This window comes from Stenotrophomonas nematodicola, assembly GCF_009467805.1.
In the GTDB taxonomy this organism is placed as follows: domain Bacteria; phylum Pseudomonadota; class Gammaproteobacteria; order Xanthomonadales; family Xanthomonadaceae; genus Stenotrophomonas; species Stenotrophomonas nematodicola.
This window is the reverse complement of record NZ_WIAY01000003.1, coordinates 168,482-184,469: the sequence shown is the minus strand read 5'-3', so window position 1 is coordinate 184,469 and position 15,988 is coordinate 168,482. Positions and strand designations below refer to the sequence as shown.

At 69.0% G+C, this 15,988-nt stretch carries 10 protein-coding genes; all 10 read left to right on the top strand.

From position 1 onward, the window contains the following. Positions 1–2 precede the first annotated feature (2 nt). The 10 genes from gspD to GDJ08_RS11655 all read left to right on the top strand — a co-directional run bounded on the left by gspD (position 3) and on the right by GDJ08_RS11655 (position 15,985). Positions 3–2,204, top strand: a complete 2,202-nt coding sequence (gene gspD / locus GDJ08_RS11700) for a type II secretion system secretin GspD (protein WP_136003631.1) — start codon at positions 3–5, stop codon at positions 2,202–2,204. A 64-nt stretch (positions 2,205–2,268) separates the two neighbouring features. Next, positions 2,269–3,123, top strand: a complete 855-nt coding sequence (locus tag GDJ08_RS11695) for a glycosyltransferase family 2 protein (RefSeq protein WP_017356672.1) — start codon at positions 2,269–2,271, stop codon at positions 3,121–3,123. After that, positions 3,120–3,965, top strand: a complete 846-nt coding sequence (locus GDJ08_RS11690; RefSeq protein WP_017356673.1) for a glycosyltransferase family 2 protein — start codon at positions 3,120–3,122, stop codon at positions 3,963–3,965. Before GDJ08_RS11695 ends, GDJ08_RS11690 begins: the two co-directional genes overlap by 4 nt. A 111-nt stretch (positions 3,966–4,076) precedes the next feature. Continuing rightward, entirely contained in the window at positions 4,077–5,252 is a 1,176-nt protein-coding gene (gene pncB / locus GDJ08_RS11685) for a nicotinate phosphoribosyltransferase (RefSeq protein WP_153164917.1), read from the top strand. A gap of 172 nt (positions 5,253–5,424) precedes the next feature. Further along, complete coding sequence (wecB, locus tag GDJ08_RS11680; protein ID WP_153164916.1) at positions 5,425–6,609, top strand: non-hydrolyzing UDP-N-acetylglucosamine 2-epimerase; 1,185 nt, start codon at positions 5,425–5,427, stop codon at positions 6,607–6,609. Next, positions 6,606–8,822, top strand: coding sequence for a hypothetical protein (locus GDJ08_RS11675; protein ID WP_153164915.1), 2,217 nt, complete (start codon positions 6,606–6,608; stop codon positions 8,820–8,822). Before wecB ends, GDJ08_RS11675 begins: the two co-directional genes overlap by 4 nt. A gap of 6 nt (positions 8,823–8,828) precedes the next feature. Continuing rightward, positions 8,829–10,973, top strand: coding sequence for a glycosyl transferase family protein (locus GDJ08_RS11670; RefSeq protein WP_136003638.1), 2,145 nt, complete (start codon positions 8,829–8,831; stop codon positions 10,971–10,973). Beyond that, the gene (locus GDJ08_RS11665) at positions 10,970–13,798 is read left to right on the top strand and encodes an NfrA family protein (protein WP_153164914.1); all 2,829 of its coding nucleotides are present in this window, start codon (positions 10,970–10,972) and stop codon (positions 13,796–13,798) included. The genes GDJ08_RS11670 and GDJ08_RS11665 overlap by 4 nt, the downstream gene beginning before the upstream one ends. A 20-nt stretch (positions 13,799–13,818) precedes the next feature. Next, the gene (locus tag GDJ08_RS11660) at positions 13,819–14,856 is read left to right on the top strand and encodes an alginate O-acetyltransferase AlgX-related protein (RefSeq protein ID WP_017357517.1); all 1,038 of its coding nucleotides are present in this window, start codon (positions 13,819–13,821) and stop codon (positions 14,854–14,856) included. A 4-nt stretch (positions 14,857–14,860) separates the two neighbouring features. After that, a complete protein-coding gene (locus GDJ08_RS11655; protein WP_165699798.1) occupies positions 14,861–15,985 on the top strand; it encodes an alginate O-acetyltransferase AlgX-related protein in 1,125 nt (374 codons plus the stop codon). Positions 15,986–15,988: the final 3 nt, after the last annotated feature.

Below are 15,988 nucleotides of genomic sequence, written 5' to 3'. Positions count from 1 at the left end.
GCATGACACTGCGTCTTTTCCCGATTTCCTTTGCCGTGGCCCTGCTGGTGGGCTGCGCCACCGTGCCTGCTCCCGAGGTGCGTCGCGACGCCGTGCTGGACGGGCCGCACCAGGTGGTGGCCGGCGACGGCTCGCGCGAGGGCGTGGCCACCGAAGGCCTGGAGGCCGGCGCACCGCAGGCGGTGATCCGCCGCGGCACCGGCACCATGATCAACCGCAGCGCCGCTGCGGCGCCGCAGCCGGCGCTCTCGCAGGCCGGCAGCGGGCAGGCGACCTTCAACTTTGAAGGCGAATCGGTGCATGCCGTGGTCAAGGCCATCCTGGGCGACATGCTCGGGCAGAACTACGTGATCGCGCCGGGCGTGCAGGGCACCGTGACGCTGGCCACGCCCAAGCCGGTGTCGTCGGCGCAGGCGCTGAACCTGCTGGAAATGGTGCTGGGCTGGAACAACGCGCGCATGGTCTACAGCGGCGGCCGGTACAACATCGTGCCCGCCGACCAGGCGCTCGCCGGCACGGTCGCGCCGAGCACCGCCCCGGCCGCCAGCGCGCGTGGCTTCGAGGTGCGCGTGGTGCCGCTGCAGTTCATTTCCGCCACGGAGATGAAGAAGGTCCTGGAGCCGTATGCGCGGCCCAACGCGATCGTCAACGTCGACAGCGGGCGCAACGTGATCACCCTCGGCGGTACCCGCAACGAACTGGAAAACTACCTGCGCACGGTGGAGATCTTCGACGTCGACTGGTTGTCGGGCATGTCGGTGGGCGTGTTCCCGATCCAGTCGGGCAAGGCCGAGCAGGTCGCTGCGGATCTGGAAAAGGTGTTCGGCGAAGAGAGCAAAACCCCCAGCGCGGGCATGTTCCGCTTCCTGCCGCTGGAAAACGCCAACGCGGTGCTGGTGATCACCCCACAGGCACGTTACCTGGACCAGATCCAGCAGTGGCTGGACCGCATCGACACCGCCGGCGGCAGCGCCCGCCTGTTCTCCTACGAGCTGCGCTACGTCAAAGCCAAGGACCTGGCCGAGCGCCTGGCCGAGGCGTTCGCCAGCGAGAACGGCCGCGGCCGTGGCAGCAGCAGCGCCTCGCTGGCGCCGGGGGGCTCGCAGATGGAGGTCGGCAGCCGCGACCTGGGCGGCAACACCAACAACATCAGTACCACCGGCAGCGGCAACGGCAACAGCCGTGGCGGGTTGGGCGAGGGCAGCATGAGCCTGCCGCAGCGGCAGGCAGGCAACGCCAGCTTCAACCTGGAAGTGCAGGGCGACAGCGTCGGCGTGTCGGCGGTGGAGGAAACCAACACCCTGCTGGTGCGGTCCACGCCGCAGGCCTGGCGCTCCATCCGCGAGGTGATCGAAAAGCTCGACGTGATGCCGATGCAGGTGCACATCGAGGCGCAGGTGGCCGAAGTGTCGCTCACCGGCGACCTCAGCTACGGCGTCAACTGGTTCTTCGAGCAGGCCGTGGCCACCGGCAAGACCGAAAGCGGCGTCGACCTGCCCAGCGCCCTGGGCCGCTCGATCTGGGGCAGCATTTCCGGGGTCGTCGGCGATGGAGGCGTGGGCTGGACCTTCCTTGGCAAGAACGCGGCCGCCGTGGTCACCGCGCTGGACAAGGTCAGCAACCTGCGCCTTCTGCAGACCCCCTCCATCTTCGTACGCAACAATGCCGAGGCGACGCTCAACGTCGGCACCCAGATCCCGATCAACTCGGTCTCGGTCAACACCGGCGTGGGCGGCGACAACACTTACAGCCAGGTGCAGTACCTGGACACGGGCGTGATCCTCAAGGTGCGCCCGCGCATCACCCGCGATGGCGTGGTGTTCCTGGACATCGTGCAGGAGGTCAGCTCGGCCGGCGCGATTCCCGCCGGCTGCGATCCGACCAAGACCACCTGCAACCCGCCGATCAATACCCGCAAGATCTCCACCGAGGCGGCCGTGCAGAGCGGCGATACCATCATGCTGGCCGGACTGATCACCAACTCCGACGAGGATGGAAGCAACGGCGTGCCGGGGCTGAGCAAGATCCCGGTGCTGGGTGCGCTGTTCGGCAGGAAGACCCAGAACAGCGGTCGCTCGGAAGTGATCGTACTGCTCACCCCGACGATCGTGCGCAACGCGCAGGAGTCGCGCAACCTGACCGACGAATACAGCAGCCGCTTCCGTGCGATGGAGCCGTTCCCGAACCACCCGAAGAAGAACTGACGCGCCCCCCGCGCTGCCTGTTACGCTGCGCGCATCCGGCACCCACCACAGACAGGGGGAAGCGATGGGGACGATCGTGTTGCTGCCGATCGGCGTCGACGACACCGCCCTGGACCAGTGCCTGGGCGCCCTGGAGACCGGCACCGCTGCCGGTACGGCGGTGTGGCTGGCCGACGACGGGCAGGCCGGGCCCCGGGCGCAGGCGGTGATCGAGCACTGGCTGGCGCAGACCCGGCTGCGTGCCGAATACACCCGGCGCGCGCGCAGCATCGGCGAGGTGGCGCACCTGGATGAGATGCTGCAGGCCTGTGCCGGTGCCGATGTGGTGGTGCTGGCGCCCGATGCGATCCCCGCGCCGGGCTGGTTGCAGCAGCTGGAGGCCTGTTTCGCGCACGATCCGTCGATCGGCTCGGCCACGCCGTGGTGCAATGCCGGTGAAACCGCCGCCTGGCCACGGCTGGGTGAAATCAATCCGGTCCCGGAGGCGCTCGATGCCGTGGCCCATGCCTGCGCGGCATTGCCGCCAGTGCACCCCGAACTGCCCTCGGCGGTGACCCACGCGGTGCTGCTGCGCGGCAACGCGCGGCGCAGGGCGGGGGGCCTGGACGCGCACAGCTACGGCTCCTGGAATGCGGCGCTGATCGACCTGAGCCTGCGCATGGCCGGGCTGGGCTGGCGCAATGCGCTGTGCGAAACCGCGTTCGTCGCGCGGGCAGACGAGGGCCGTGCGCACGACGGGGACATGGACGCGCTGGGCACGCGCTGGCCTGGCTGGCGGCCACGGCTTGCCGCCTTTCTGATGGGCGATCCGCTGCGCCAGGCACGCCAGGCGCTGCAGCAGAGCTACCAGCAGGCGATAATGCCACGTGCACAGGGTGACCTGTTCGCGCCGCCCGCCGCACCGGAGTTTCCCGCTTGAGCCACGCCATCGCCGCCATCATTGTCAGCTACCAGAGCGGCAGCACCCTCGATGCCTGCCTGACCCGGCTGCGCGCCGCCCACGATGTCGCCGAGATCCGCGTGGTCGACAACGGCTCGACCGACGCGACCCTGGACATCGTGCAGCGCCACGCCACGGCCGATGCGCGGGTACGCTTCATCGCCAATCCGGACAACCCCGGGTTTGCGGCCGCCAACAACCAGGGCGTGGCCGACTGCCAGGCGCCGTGGTTGGCCTTCATCAACCCGGACCTGCTGGTCGTGCCGGACACACTGTCGCGGCTGTGCGCCCGCGCCGCCGAACTGGGCGACTGTCTGCTCGGGGTGGAACAGGTGGACGAGGACGGTCGCCGCGACGACGCGGTACGCCGCCGCGATCCGGATTTCGCCGCGATGCTGCGCAATCCCGGCCGTGGCGCGCGCCTGGCGATTCCGGCCGATCCGGCGCAGACCCTGCAGGTCGTGCCGGCGCTGTCCGGTGCGCTGCTGCTGATGCCACGGAGTCTGTTCGACCGCCTTGGCGGGTGGGATGCCGGTTACCGCCTGCATGCCGAAGACCTGGACCTGTGCCGCCGCGCCCGCGATGCCGGGGCGGTGGTGGCCATTGCCAACGATCTGCAGGTCACCCACGTCCGTGGCGTCTCCAGCCGCTCGCGGCCGTTCTTCGTCGAATGGCACAAGCACCGCGGACTGTGGCGTTACTTCCGCAAGTTCGAGGCGCCGCGCCGCAACCTGCTGGTGCAGGGCGCGGTATGGACAGCGATCTGGGCCCACGCGGCGGCGCAGGTGCCGCGTCTGCTGCGGGCACGACGCCCGGCCTGAGGCCGCACCGAGATGAACGCGTGGTCAAGCACGGCCGCGCCCGGGCGGCGGTGAACGCCACGCCCGGCGCATACTTTACCGGCGCACCTTCCGAACGCGCGTGGATTCCGCATGATCATCCAGTCCCTGCTCGACACCGACCTGTACAAATTCACCATGATGCAGGCGGTGCTGCACCAGCATCCCGGCGCCCAGGTGCAGTACCGGTTCAAATGCCGCACGCCGGGTATCGACCTGGCGCAGTACATCGATCAGATCAACGACGAGATCGACCACCTGTGCCGCCTGGGTTTCACCGCCGAAGAGCTGGACTACGTACGCGGCCTGCGCTTCGTCAAGCCGGACTTCGCCGACTTTCTCGGGTTGTTCCACCTGGACCGCAAGTACATCGGCCTGCGCGCATCGGACACCGTTCCCGGCGAGATCGAGCTGGACATCACCGGCCCGTGGCTGCACACCATCCTGTTCGAAGTACCGCTGCTGGCGATCATCAACGAGGTCTGGTTCCGCAATACCAGCACGCCCGACTTCGCCGAAGGCGAGCGGCGGCTGCAGGCCAAGACCGCACTGCTGCGCGATACGCCCGGCTTCGAGCTGTGCCGCATTGCCGACTACGGCAGCCGCCGCCGCTACTCGCGCGCGTGGCACGCGCGCATGCTGCCGATGATGCGTGATGCGTTGGGCGCCCAGTTCGTGGGCACCAGCAACGTGCATTTCGCCCGCCTGTACGGCATGACGCCGCACGGCACGATGGCGCACGAGTATCTGCAGGCGTTCCAGGCATTGGGGCCGCGCCTGCGCGATTCGCAGGTGGCGGCGCTGGAATCGTGGGCACGCGAGTACCGTGGCGACCTCGGCATCGCCCTGTCGGACGTGGTCGGACTGGAGGCCTTCCTGCGCGATTTCGACATGTACTTCTGCAAGCTGTTCGATGGCGTGCGCCACGATTCGGGCGATCCGTTCGCCTGGGGCGACCGCATGCTCGCCCACTTCAACGCACGCCGTGTCGACCCGCGCAGCAAAGTGCTGGTGTTCAGCGACGGGCTCAACATCGAAAAGGTGATGCAGCTGTTCGACTATTTCCGCGGGCGCTGCCAGGTGGCGTTCGGGGTGGGCACGCACCTCACCAACGACCTCGGTCCGACGCCCCTCAACATCGTCATCAAGATGGTCCGCTGCAACGGCCAGCCGGTGGCAAAACTCAGCGACTCGCCCGGCAAGAGCATGTGCGACGACCCCGGCTACTTGGCCTATCTGCGCCAGGTGTTCGAACTTTCACCTGAGTAACGCGCCCACAGAGAGACAATCACATTCGGGTGGCGACACAAAGTGACGTACAGCGTCACATTGGATGTCGAAATGTGATACGCATCACGTTGAGCTGGCTAGGAAGCCCCACTTGGCCTACGATTTGCGTGATGGACGTCACACATCGTTAGTCAGCACATGGAGCGGTCAGGTGAAGGTTCTCTCTGTCTTTGGTACTCGCCCTGAAGCCATCAAGATGGGCCCCCTGGTCCGCGCGCTGGAAGCAGCGCCGGGAATCCACTCCGTGGTCTGCATCACCGGACAGCACCGGGCGATGCTTGATCAGGTGATGTCGCTGTTCGACATCCAACCCGATCAAGACCTCGACGTCATGGTCGCCAACCAGACGCTCAACGGCTTGTGCGGCCGGTTGTTCGCCAAACTCGATGCGCTCTACGAGCAGGTGCAGCCCGACCGCGTTCTGGTGCATGGCGACACCAGCAGCGCGATGACCGCTGCGCTGGCCGCCTTCCATCGGCGCATCCCGGTCGGGCATGTCGAAGCCGGGCTGCGCACCGGCAACCTCGATCAGCCCTGGCCCGAGGAAATGAACCGCCGCGTCATCGACGTGGTCGCCGATCATCTGTTCGCCCCTACTGCCAGCTCCCGCTACAACCTGGAGCAGGAGAATCTCGGGGGCCGCATCACCATCACCGGCAACACCGTGATCGACGCGCTGGAACAGACCGTGGACCGCATTGATCGCGACGCGCCGCTGCGCGCGGGTCTGGATGCCGCGTTCCCGTTCCTCACCCCGGGTCGCAAGCTGCTGCTGGTCACCGGGCACCGCCGCGAAAGCTTCGGCGACGGCTTTGCCAACATCTGCCGCGCGCTGGCCGAGCTGGCCCGTCGCCCGGATCTGGAAATCGTTTATCCGGTCCACCTCAATCCGAACGTGCAGGGCCCGGTGCACCAGCACCTCGGCGGCCTGGACAATGTGCACCTGATCCCGCCGCAGGATTACCTGCACTTCGTCCGCCTGATGCAGCGCGCGCATGTGGTGCTCACCGACTCGGGCGGTGTGCAGGAAGAAGCGCCGGCGCTCGGCCGTCCGGTGCTGGTGATGCGCGATGTCACCGAACGCCCTGAAGCCGTGCAGGCCGGGGTGGTCAAGCTGGTCGGCACCGACGCGGCGCGCATCGTTGCCGAGGTTGGCGCCGCCTGCGATGCCGCACCGACCCCTGCGCGGTTCCGCCCCGATGCCAGCCCTTACGGCGACGGCCGTGCATCCGCGCGCATCGTCGCCGCGCTGCGCGGCGTGCCCTTTGGCGAGTTCGTGCCCGGCCGTGCGGTCGACGCTCTGTCCACTCCCTTCCTGACTGAAGCCACCTCATGACCAAGACCAACCGTAGTACCGCACGCTTCTCCAAGGTATTGCCGCTGGCCCTGGTCCTGATCTGTCCCCTGCCGACGGCGCTGGCTGCCGACAGTGTGGCCGGCCAGTTCACCGAGTGGGCCGGCGACAGCACGGTCAGCCGCAGCATGACCCTCCGCGACCTGGGCTTCACCCAGCCGGTGGTGCTGAGCGGGCAGGAGAGCCAGCGCGAGATCTACCTGCCGGTGCCCGCCGGGGTGGAGACCCGCGAGGCGCAGCTGCAGCTCGATGCCCGCTACGTGCGCGGCCATACCGGGCGTACCTCCAGTCTGCTGTCGGTTGATGGCGACCCGGTCTCGGCGCGCTCGATCACCGACGCCCAGGGCGACGCCAGCCAGTTGATCGGCATCGACGGCTTCGCCCGTCCCAGCGGCTTCGTCCGCTTCGGCGTGGGCTGGTGGTCCGTGGTGTCCGACTACCAGTGCGCCGACCAGAGCGCGCCGGCCAACGTGTTGCGGCTGTCGCCGGACACGCGCTTCAGCTATCGCTTCGATGGCCGCCAGATCGACACCGTGGCCAAGGCATGGGGCGCGTTGCCGGCCCGGGTCCGCCTGCTGGTCGATGGCCGCGCGCTCGGCGTAGAAAGCTACGACGCGGCCTGGCGCGTGGGCACTGCACTGGAAAATGGCGGCAAGCGCGTGGACGTGGTGGGCCTGCCGGCCGTGGGCGGCACGGTGGACCTGCGCGGGCTGGTGATCCCGGCCAGCCTGGCCGGCATTCCCGCGTATGCCGCCCTTGCCGATGGCAGCGCCACCCACCGGATCGGCAGTCTGGCCGAAGTCGGCGCGCTGCTGTCGCTGGCCGACGGTCCGCTCGCGCCGGACGTGGCGGTGACCAGCGACCCGCTGCGTGCCGCCGTGCGCGCCGCGCTGGATGCGCTGGCGACCGAGGTCGCTGCGGCGTCGCCCGATGCGGCAGCGGCATTCACCCAGTGGCGCCGCGCCGACATGGCCGGCCTGGAAACCGCCCCGGGGACCGCGTCGGTGCAGGTGGCGATGGTCGGCGGGCGTCCGACCCTGCTGGTCGCGGTGGGGGCCGGCGCCAAGGTGGCCGGCCTGCTGACCGAACAGTGGCGCGCCTATGCGCTGGGCCGTTCGCTGCAGGTTGAGCAGGCGCTGCTGCCGCAGGCCGACAAGGACGTGGTGCTGCTCAGCCGCCTCGGAGCGATGGCCGGCACCCAGGACATCGTCACGCGCGGTGACCGCATTGCCACGTTCGATCTGGGCGCACTGTCCAGCGAAGGCCGTCTGCCCAGCGAAGTGGTGCTCGACGTGTCTGCCGCGCCGAACCCGGCCGGGCAGGGCGCGGTAGCGTCCATCTTCTTCAACGACTACCTGCTCGGCGCCAAGGTGCTGGCCAACGACGGCAAGCCGCAACGCCTGGTCGCCACCGTGCCCAGCTACGCGCTGGCCGCCCGCAATCAGGTAAAAATCAGCTTCCTGCGCCAACCGGCGCGGCCGTACTGCCATGACCCGGCCACCGGCTATCCGGTGTCGGTGCTGCCCAGCAGCCACCTGCGCCTGGCCGACCGCAGCATGGCGCCGGACTTCGTCGGCGCCGCCGCGCAGCTCGCCGGCAAGCACGACGTGTTCGTACCGGCGACCTGGCTGCAGGATGCGCCGGCCTCGCTGGCCAAGGTGATCCACATCGCCAGCGCCGCCGGCGCCTCGCCGACCCACGCGGTGCTCAAGGTCAGTGACGCCAAGGCGTCCATCGCGCCGGCCGGTGCCTACCTGAGCTTTGCGCTGGCCCCGCAGGACGTGGCGTCCAGCGGCGCGGTGCGCGATGGCCACCTGGTGATCGCCGGCACCGGCAAGCAGGTGCTGCTGGATGTGGCCGGGCTGGACCAGTCGGCGCTGGTGGAAGTCGTCGGCAGCGGCGACAGGACCGGGGTGATCTACCGCGAGCTCGGCGCGCATGCGCCGCAGATCGGTGAACCGTTCCGGCTGATCCGCGGCAACATCGCGCTGCTGGACGGGCGTGGCGTGGTCCAGGACTTCGATGGCCAGGACCCGACCGGCGCCAACGTCGCCAAGCAGGGCAATCCCGAACCGGTCTGGCAGCAGCACATGGTGTGGCTGCTGGTGCTGGTGGGCGTGGTGGTGTTCATGCTGCTGGCCGCGCGCGTTGCGCAGGTCCGTCGTCGCCGCAAGTCCGCCTCGACCGGTCACTGATTCGCCGTGGACGGCCTGCACTGGGATATCTACCTGGCCAACTACTACGCCGGACTGGAAACCGTCGCGGCGGCGGTGGCCGTGTTGATCCTGATTTCCAGCCTGGACGACCTGTTCATCGATGTCTGGTATTGGGTGCGCGAAACCTGGCGCACCCTGACAGTGAAGAAGCGCCGCGAATACCGGCCGCTGACCCAGCAGGACCTGCTGCAGCGGCCGGAACAGCCGCTGGCGATCATGGTGCCGGCCTGGGCCGAGTACGACGTGATCGCGCAGATGGTCGAGAACATGATCGACGTGCTCGACTACCGCGAGTACATCGTCTTCGTGGGCACCTATCCCAACGATGCCGAAACCATTGCCGAAGTGGAACGCATGCGCCGCCGCTACAAGCGGCTGCGTCGCGTCGAAGTGCCGCATCCGGGGCCGACCAGCAAGGCCGACTGCCTGAACTGGCTGATCCTGTCGATCTTCGACTACGAGAAGCGCCACGGCATCGAGTTTGCCGGAGTGATCCTGCACGACAGCGAGGACGTGCTGCACCCGATGGAGCTGCGCTTCTTCAACTACCTGCTGCCGCGCAAGGACATGATCCAGTTGCCGGTGACCTCGCTGGACCGCGAGTGGTACGAGCTGATCGCCGGCGTGTACATGGACGAGTTCGCCGAATGGCACGCCAAGGACCTGGTAGTGCGCGAGAGCGTTTCCGGCATGGTGCCCTCGGCCGGCGTCGGCACGTGTTTCTCGCGCAAGGCACTGCTGGCACTGAGCGAGGCCACCAACAACCAGCCGTTCAACACTGACAGCCTGACCGAGGATTACGACGTCGGCGCGCGACTGGCGGCGATGGGCATGCATTCCATCTTCGCGCGCTTCCCGGTGCAGTTCCGCGTGCGCCGTCCGTCGTGGTTTGGCTGGGGTCCGGTGCGCGAGCGCACCCAGGGCATGGCGCTGTGCGTGCGTGAGTACTTCCCCGACAACTTCCGCGCGTCCTACCGGCAGAAGGCGCGCTGGGTGCTGGGCATCGGCCTGCAGAGCTGGGAAACGCTGGGCTGGCGCGGCTCGCTGGCGACCAAATACCTGCTCGCGCGCGATCGCAAGGGCATTGTCACGTCCTTCGTCAGCATCATTGCCTACGTGATCTTCCTGCAGTTGCTGCTGTTCTGGGTGCTCAAGGTCAGCGGCCTGTGGAACACCCAGTTCCCCACCATCTTCCAGGCCGGCACCTGGCAGATGAACGTGGCGCTGCTGACCACCGCCGCACTGGCCACGCGCGTGGTGCAGCGCTTCTATTTCGTCAACAAGCTGTACGGCTGGGAACATGCGCTGATGTCGATCCCGCGCATGGTGGTCGGCAACATGATCAACTTCATGGCCACCGCCCGCGCGTGGCGGATGTTCCTGCTGTACCTGCTGTTCGGCAAGCGCATGGTATGGGACAAGACCATGCACGATTTCCCCAGCGCCTCGCAGCTTGTGCAGACCCGCAAGCGCCTGGGCGAGCTGCTCACCACCTGGCAGGCGGTCGAGCCGGAACGGCTGGAAGAAGCGTTGCAGCAGCAGGAGGGCGGGCGTCAGCAGCCGCTCGGCCGCATTCTGGTCTCGCAGGGGTGGTTGGATGATGAAACGCTGGCCGAAGCCATCGCCTTCCAGGGTGACCTGCCGCGGGCGGTGATCGACGTGGCGTACCTGCAGAGCGGGCAGTTCCCGCTGCCGGTGGACGCATGCGTGCAGTGGCGGCTGCTGCCGCTGCCCTCGGACACGCCCGACGAACTGTCGGTGGCGGTCGCCAACCCGTTGTCCGAGGCCGAACAGGCGCAACTGCTGAAGGGGCTGCCGGCCACCTCAGTGGTGCAGTCGATCGCCCGCGAAAGCGAGATCAATGCCGGCCTGCGCCTGATCAGTGGCGAGACCTACCGCATCGACGCGGTGCCGCTGCTCGGCGACCTGCTGGTGGAAATGCGCCTGATCCCGCGCGACCAGTTCGAGCGCGTGCTGGACGAGTACAAGCCGCAGCGCGACGGCCGCATCGGCGACTATCTGGTCAAACATGGCGTGGCCACCGAAGCGGCCATCGCCACCGCCGTGCGCGAGCAGCACCGCCGCTCGGGCCTTCCCCAGTACAGTGCCAGCGGAGAGCTGAAGGCATGAGAACCACGCTGCTTTCGAGCATGATCGCGCTGAGCCTGCTCGGGCTGGGTTGCGCCAGCGCGCAGGCGCAGGAACCGCTGCCGCTGTCCGGCAACGCCTACCGCATTGCCGAGCAGGCGTTCGGTGCCTACGAGCGCGGTGACTATCCGCAGGCCTACCGCACGGCCACCGAGGCGGCGCGCCTGCGCCCCGACGTGGTCCGCCTGCGCCTGCTGCAGATCTACGCCGCGCAGAAACTCGGCCGCCCCGACGAGGCACGCCGCCTGGCCCAGCGGGCCATCGCCGATGGCCTGCGCGACCCGGCGCTGCCCGGTCTGGCCGCTGCGGCGCCAGCGCGCGGTGCCTCCACCAGCGGCGGCCGCCCGTCCGCTGCCGCCCGGCCAAGCGCGTCCGAACAGGCGTACCAGCGTGCCTTCGCGCTGGCCACGCAGGCGTACGAGGCCTACAACAACGACCGCATGGATGAAGCGGCCAGCAAGGCCGAGCAGGCCTTCCGCCAGCAGCCGCAGCAGGGCGCCTGGGCGACCCTGTGGGTGGCGTCGCTGGAAGCGCAGCAGCAGTTGGAACAGGCCGATGCGGCGGCGGCGATGGCCATCCAGTTGGGCGCGCCCAATGTCGGCGACCTGCAGGCCAAGCGTGTCGCGCTGGGGCGCCAGCGCGCGGTCAAGCCGGCGCAGGAAGGCTACCAGGCGCTGATCGCGCAGGATTTCAACGCGGCCACCGGCTATGCCCGGGAGGCCGTTGCGCGTGCGCCGGACGTGGCATCCCACCGGCTGCTGCTGATGACCGCGCAACTGCTCGACGAGCAGTTGCCTGCGGCCGAGCGCACCGCCGACCAGGCGCTGGAAAACGACAGCGAAGATACCGTGGCACTGGTCATGCGCGCATACCTGCGCCAGCGCCAGGGCAAGACCGAGGCGGCCAATGCCGACTTCGATGCGGCCTTGCAGCAGGACTGGCTGGACGACCAGCAGCGGCGCAATGTGCGACTGCTCGCCACCGATGCCGCCATCGCGGCCGGTGACCGCGCGCGCGCGGCGGCGCTGCTGCAGCCGCTGCAGCCGCTGCAGCAGGACACCTATGCCGACCTGGATGGCGATGCGCGCCAGGTCCTCGAGGCTGCCGTGGCGCAGCGTGCCAAGACGCTGCGCCATGCTGGAAGCGGCAAGGAACTCACCCTGGCCGATTACCCTGCACCGTTCCAGCAGTGCCGCGACACGCCCTACGGCACGCAGTGCGAACTGATGCCGGCCGACCTGCAGGGCGAAGGCGGCCCCGCGCAGCGTGCCTACGCGGCGTTCGGCCGGCAGGACTACCAGGAAGCGATCCGCCAGGCGCAGCGCGCAGTGGAGGAAGATCCGCAGAACCCGACACTGCAGTCGCTGCTGACCACCACGCTGTCGGCCGGTGATCGCGCCCAGGCGGCACAGGCCCGTGAGCGGCTGGATACGGCGTTGGCAGCCAGGCCCGCCGATGCCGGTCTGCTGATGCAGCGCGGCTACCTCAACCAGCGCGTCGGCCAGCCCGAACAGGCGCTGGCCGATTTCCGCGCGGCCCAGGCCACCGGCAAGGCACCGCCGACCGTGGTGCTGGACCAGGCCTACGCCAGTGCCGCCAGTGGCGACAACCGCCAGGCCGTGAGCCTGCTGCGCGGCGCCATCGACAGCGCCGACGCGGGGACGCTGAAGCTGGACAAAAGCCAGCGCTACAACACCCGCAGCTCGATCGCCAATCTCTCGCGCGAATGGGGCATCACCGCCTCGGCCGGCTACCGCGGTGCCCGCCAGGCCGCCACCAATCTGGGCGGCGCGGCCATCAGCACGCCCGGCGATTCGGTGTTCGGTACGCTGGAAGCGTTCTGGCGTCCGCCGGCGTTGAACACCCGCCACGGGACGCTGGAGGCGTATGCGCGCATCGCCAACACGCTGTACGACGAAGGCGGGACCTACGAGTCGATCCTGGCCGTGGACCCCTGCACGGGCGTGGCGACCGAAGACGCACGCGCGCGTGCCGAACGCCTCAGCCGGTCGCGCTCCATTGCCGGCTGGCCGTCCACCATCGCCTCGTTCGGCGTCCGCTACGCCTTCGGCCAGACCGGCCTGAGCGCCGGCATCGAGCGCCGCCAGTTCATCGGCACGGCCACCCGCAACGGCGGCGTCTACCCGGATTCGGCGGCGATCCAGTGCCGTATCCAGCTGGAATCCAGCCAGCCGCTGCAGATGACCACCGCCGCGCGCTACCGGCTCAGCGACAACGCCGGCGGCTGGATGTCCTACCTGACCTACGGCTTCTACAACGGCACCGGCGTGCGCACCGACGTCAATCAGTGGTGGACCATCAGCGGCTATGCCCAGGCCGGCTTCAGCTGGGATGACAACCGTGCGCATTTCACCGTCGACCGCATCGACATGAACGGTGACACGATGGCGCGCCTGACCGACTCCGACGGCCGCCTGCGCCGCCAGCAGTGGTTTGGCGCGGCCGAGCTGCGTGCCGGACGCAGCTACCGTTTCGGCGCCGACCAGACCCGCTGGGTGATCAATCCCTACCTGGTGGTCGGTGCGGACTGGATCGATCAGCGTTCCAAGGTGCGCGGCATCGCCTATCCGTTGATCGGCGCGCAGTCCTTCGACCTGTCCGACACCGCCAGCAGCTGGTCGCTGGGTGCCGGGCCGGGCGTGGGCGTGCGCTACTGGTTCCGCGAAGACCACTACAACGCGGCGCGCTCGTACCTCGATCTGGGCGTGCAGTACCGCTTTGCCATTGGCGGCGGCGACACCCAGCGGGCCAAGGGCCTGTTCGCCACCGCCACGCTCTACTACTGACCATCGAAAAGGAATCGACGATGACCCGACCCCATCGCCCCACGCCGCCGCTCCGTTCGGCGCTGCTGCTGCCGGCCGCCTTGTGCGCCACGTTGCTGGCAACGGCCCCGGCAGTTGCCCAGGCGCCGGCCGCAGCGCCGGCCCCCGCCGCGGCCAACCAGGATTCCTCGATCGTGCTGATCGGCAAGGACGGCTGGTTGTTCCCGGCCTGGGGCAGCCTGACCGACGTGGATGCGCCGGCCATCGCCCGCAACACCGCACTGATCGCCGATGCCAAGCGCGCCCTGGACGCCGCCGGCGTCAAACTGGAGGTGCTGGTGCTGCCGGACAAGGCGCTGTTCTACGAGGACAGGCTGCCCGACGGCAAACGGCTGGGGGATGCGGTGCGGGGGCGCTATGCGCTGGTGCACGACGGCCTGGAGAAGGCGGGCGTGCCGGCGGTGGACGCGCTGCAGGTGCTGCACCAGACCAAGCAGGGCGGGCAGGACGTGTTCTACCGCAGCGATCAGCACTGGACCCAGGCCGCCGCCGATGCGGTGGCCGTGGCCGTGGCTGCCCAGGTGCGGCAGCAGGTGCCCACGCTCGCTGGCGAGGCCGGCACCGGCATGGCGCTGGGCAGCGAGATCAAGGAGCGCCGCTTCGGCGATCTGGCCGAGCTGTTCCTCACCGACGCACAGCGCAAGGCCATCGGTCGCGACACCTTCACCGTGCGACGCCAGTCCGACCAGCAGTCGCTGCTGGATGACGCGCCCGCGCCCGTGCACGTGACCGGACACAGCATGGTGCAGCCGTACTTCGGGTTCCCGCAGAAGCTGTCCAATGTGCTCGACCGGCCGGTGTCGGTGAACTGGAAGCCCGGCAACGTGGGTCACTGGGTGATGCTGCTGGAGTACCTGGAATCGCCCGAGTTCAAGCAGCACAAGCCGCAGGTGCTGGTATGGCAGATGTTCGAGCCCTCCTACGTGCAGGGCCCGGACGCGCGTGGCCAGTGGGACAACGCCTCGATCATGACGCCGCAGCAGTGGCAGGCGCGCCTGCTCAAAGCCCTGGGACAGTGATCCGATGAGTGCCCGCCCCGGCGCACCCGCGCCCCTGCCACCGGCCGCGCCGGCCCGTGCGCACATCGCCACCGCTGTGGTGGTGATCGTGCTGCTCGTGTTCGGCCTGGCGTCCGGCGCCTGGATGCTGGCCCACGCCAGACTGCCGGCGGCCTCACTGGCGCCGGCGCGCTGGGCCGATGGCGAAGCCGGACGCGCGATCAACGACGCGCTGAAGCTGCCCATACAGGCGCAGGCCGATCTGGCCAGTGCCGCCGTGCGCTACCGCTTTCTGGGCGACACCGGTCCGCAGGTGGCGTTGGGCTGCCCGGACTGGCTGTTCTACCGCGATGGGCTGCGCCCGCCGGCCGGTACCGGCGATGCCGTCTTCGCCCAGCGTACGCGCCTGATGCAGCACTGGTCGCAGCAGCTCAAGGCGCAGGGCGTGCAACTGCTGGTGGTGGTGGTGCCGGACAAATCGCGGATTGAGGCGTCCCACACCTGCGGCCTGCGCCATTCCGCGCCGATGCGCGCGCGCCTGGGGCAGTGGCAGCAGGCGCTCGCCGCCGCCGGCGTGCCGTCCACCGACCTGCTGCCGGTGCTGCAGGGCGCATCCGAACCGGTGTTCTTCCGCACCGACGTGCACATGAACCGGATCGGCGCGCAGCGCGCCGCCGATGCGGTCGCCGCGTCCGCCCTGCCGTTGCTGGGCGGTCGCGGACAGCAGGCGTTCGAGGTGGGCGCCCCGGGCCCGGCCCAGTCGCGCATGGGCGACCTCATCGTGCTGGCCGGGCTGGAGCATGCGCCGCCACGCTGGCGGCCGGCACTGGACCGCGAGCCTGTGCAGGTGATCGAACCGCTGCGCAGCGGTGGACTGCTCGATGACACCCCGCCGGTGGAGGTGCTGCTGCTGGGCAGTTCCAACGGCCGCCGCAGCCTGTTCGCCGAACGCCTCGGCAACGCGCTGGGGCGTGAAGTGTGGAACCAGAGCCTGGATGGCGGCCAGTTCTCCGGCGCATTGCTGGCCGCGCTGCCGCAGCGGGCGCAATGGCCGTCCAGCCTGAAACTGGTGATCTGGGAATACTCCGAAATGGCCCTGTCCTTGCCGTTGACCGACGGTGAGCAGGCGACGCTGGCCGAGATCGACTGAGCG

Bases quoted from the DNA above. Each gene is read 5' to 3' on its own strand.
- GDJ08_RS11665 (WP_153164914.1), top strand. From the start codon at position 10,970: ATGAGAACCACGCTGCTTTCGAGCATGATCGCGCTGAGCCTGCTCGGG.
- GDJ08_RS11675 (WP_153164915.1), top strand. From the start codon at position 6,606: ATGACCAAGACCAACCGTAGTACCGCACGCTTCTCCAAGGTATTGCCG.
- pncB (WP_153164917.1), top strand. From the start codon at position 4,077: ATGATCATCCAGTCCCTGCTCGACACCGACCTGTACAAATTCACCATG.
- GDJ08_RS11695 (WP_017356672.1), top strand. From the start codon at position 2,269: ATGGGGACGATCGTGTTGCTGCCGATCGGCGTCGACGACACCGCCCTG.
- GDJ08_RS11660 (WP_017357517.1), top strand. From the start codon at position 13,819: ATGACCCGACCCCATCGCCCCACGCCGCCGCTCCGTTCGGCGCTGCTG.
- GDJ08_RS11655 (WP_165699798.1), top strand. From the start codon at position 14,861: ATGAGTGCCCGCCCCGGCGCACCCGCGCCCCTGCCACCGGCCGCGCCG.
- gspD (WP_136003631.1), top strand. From the start codon at position 3: ATGACACTGCGTCTTTTCCCGATTTCCTTTGCCGTGGCCCTGCTGGTG.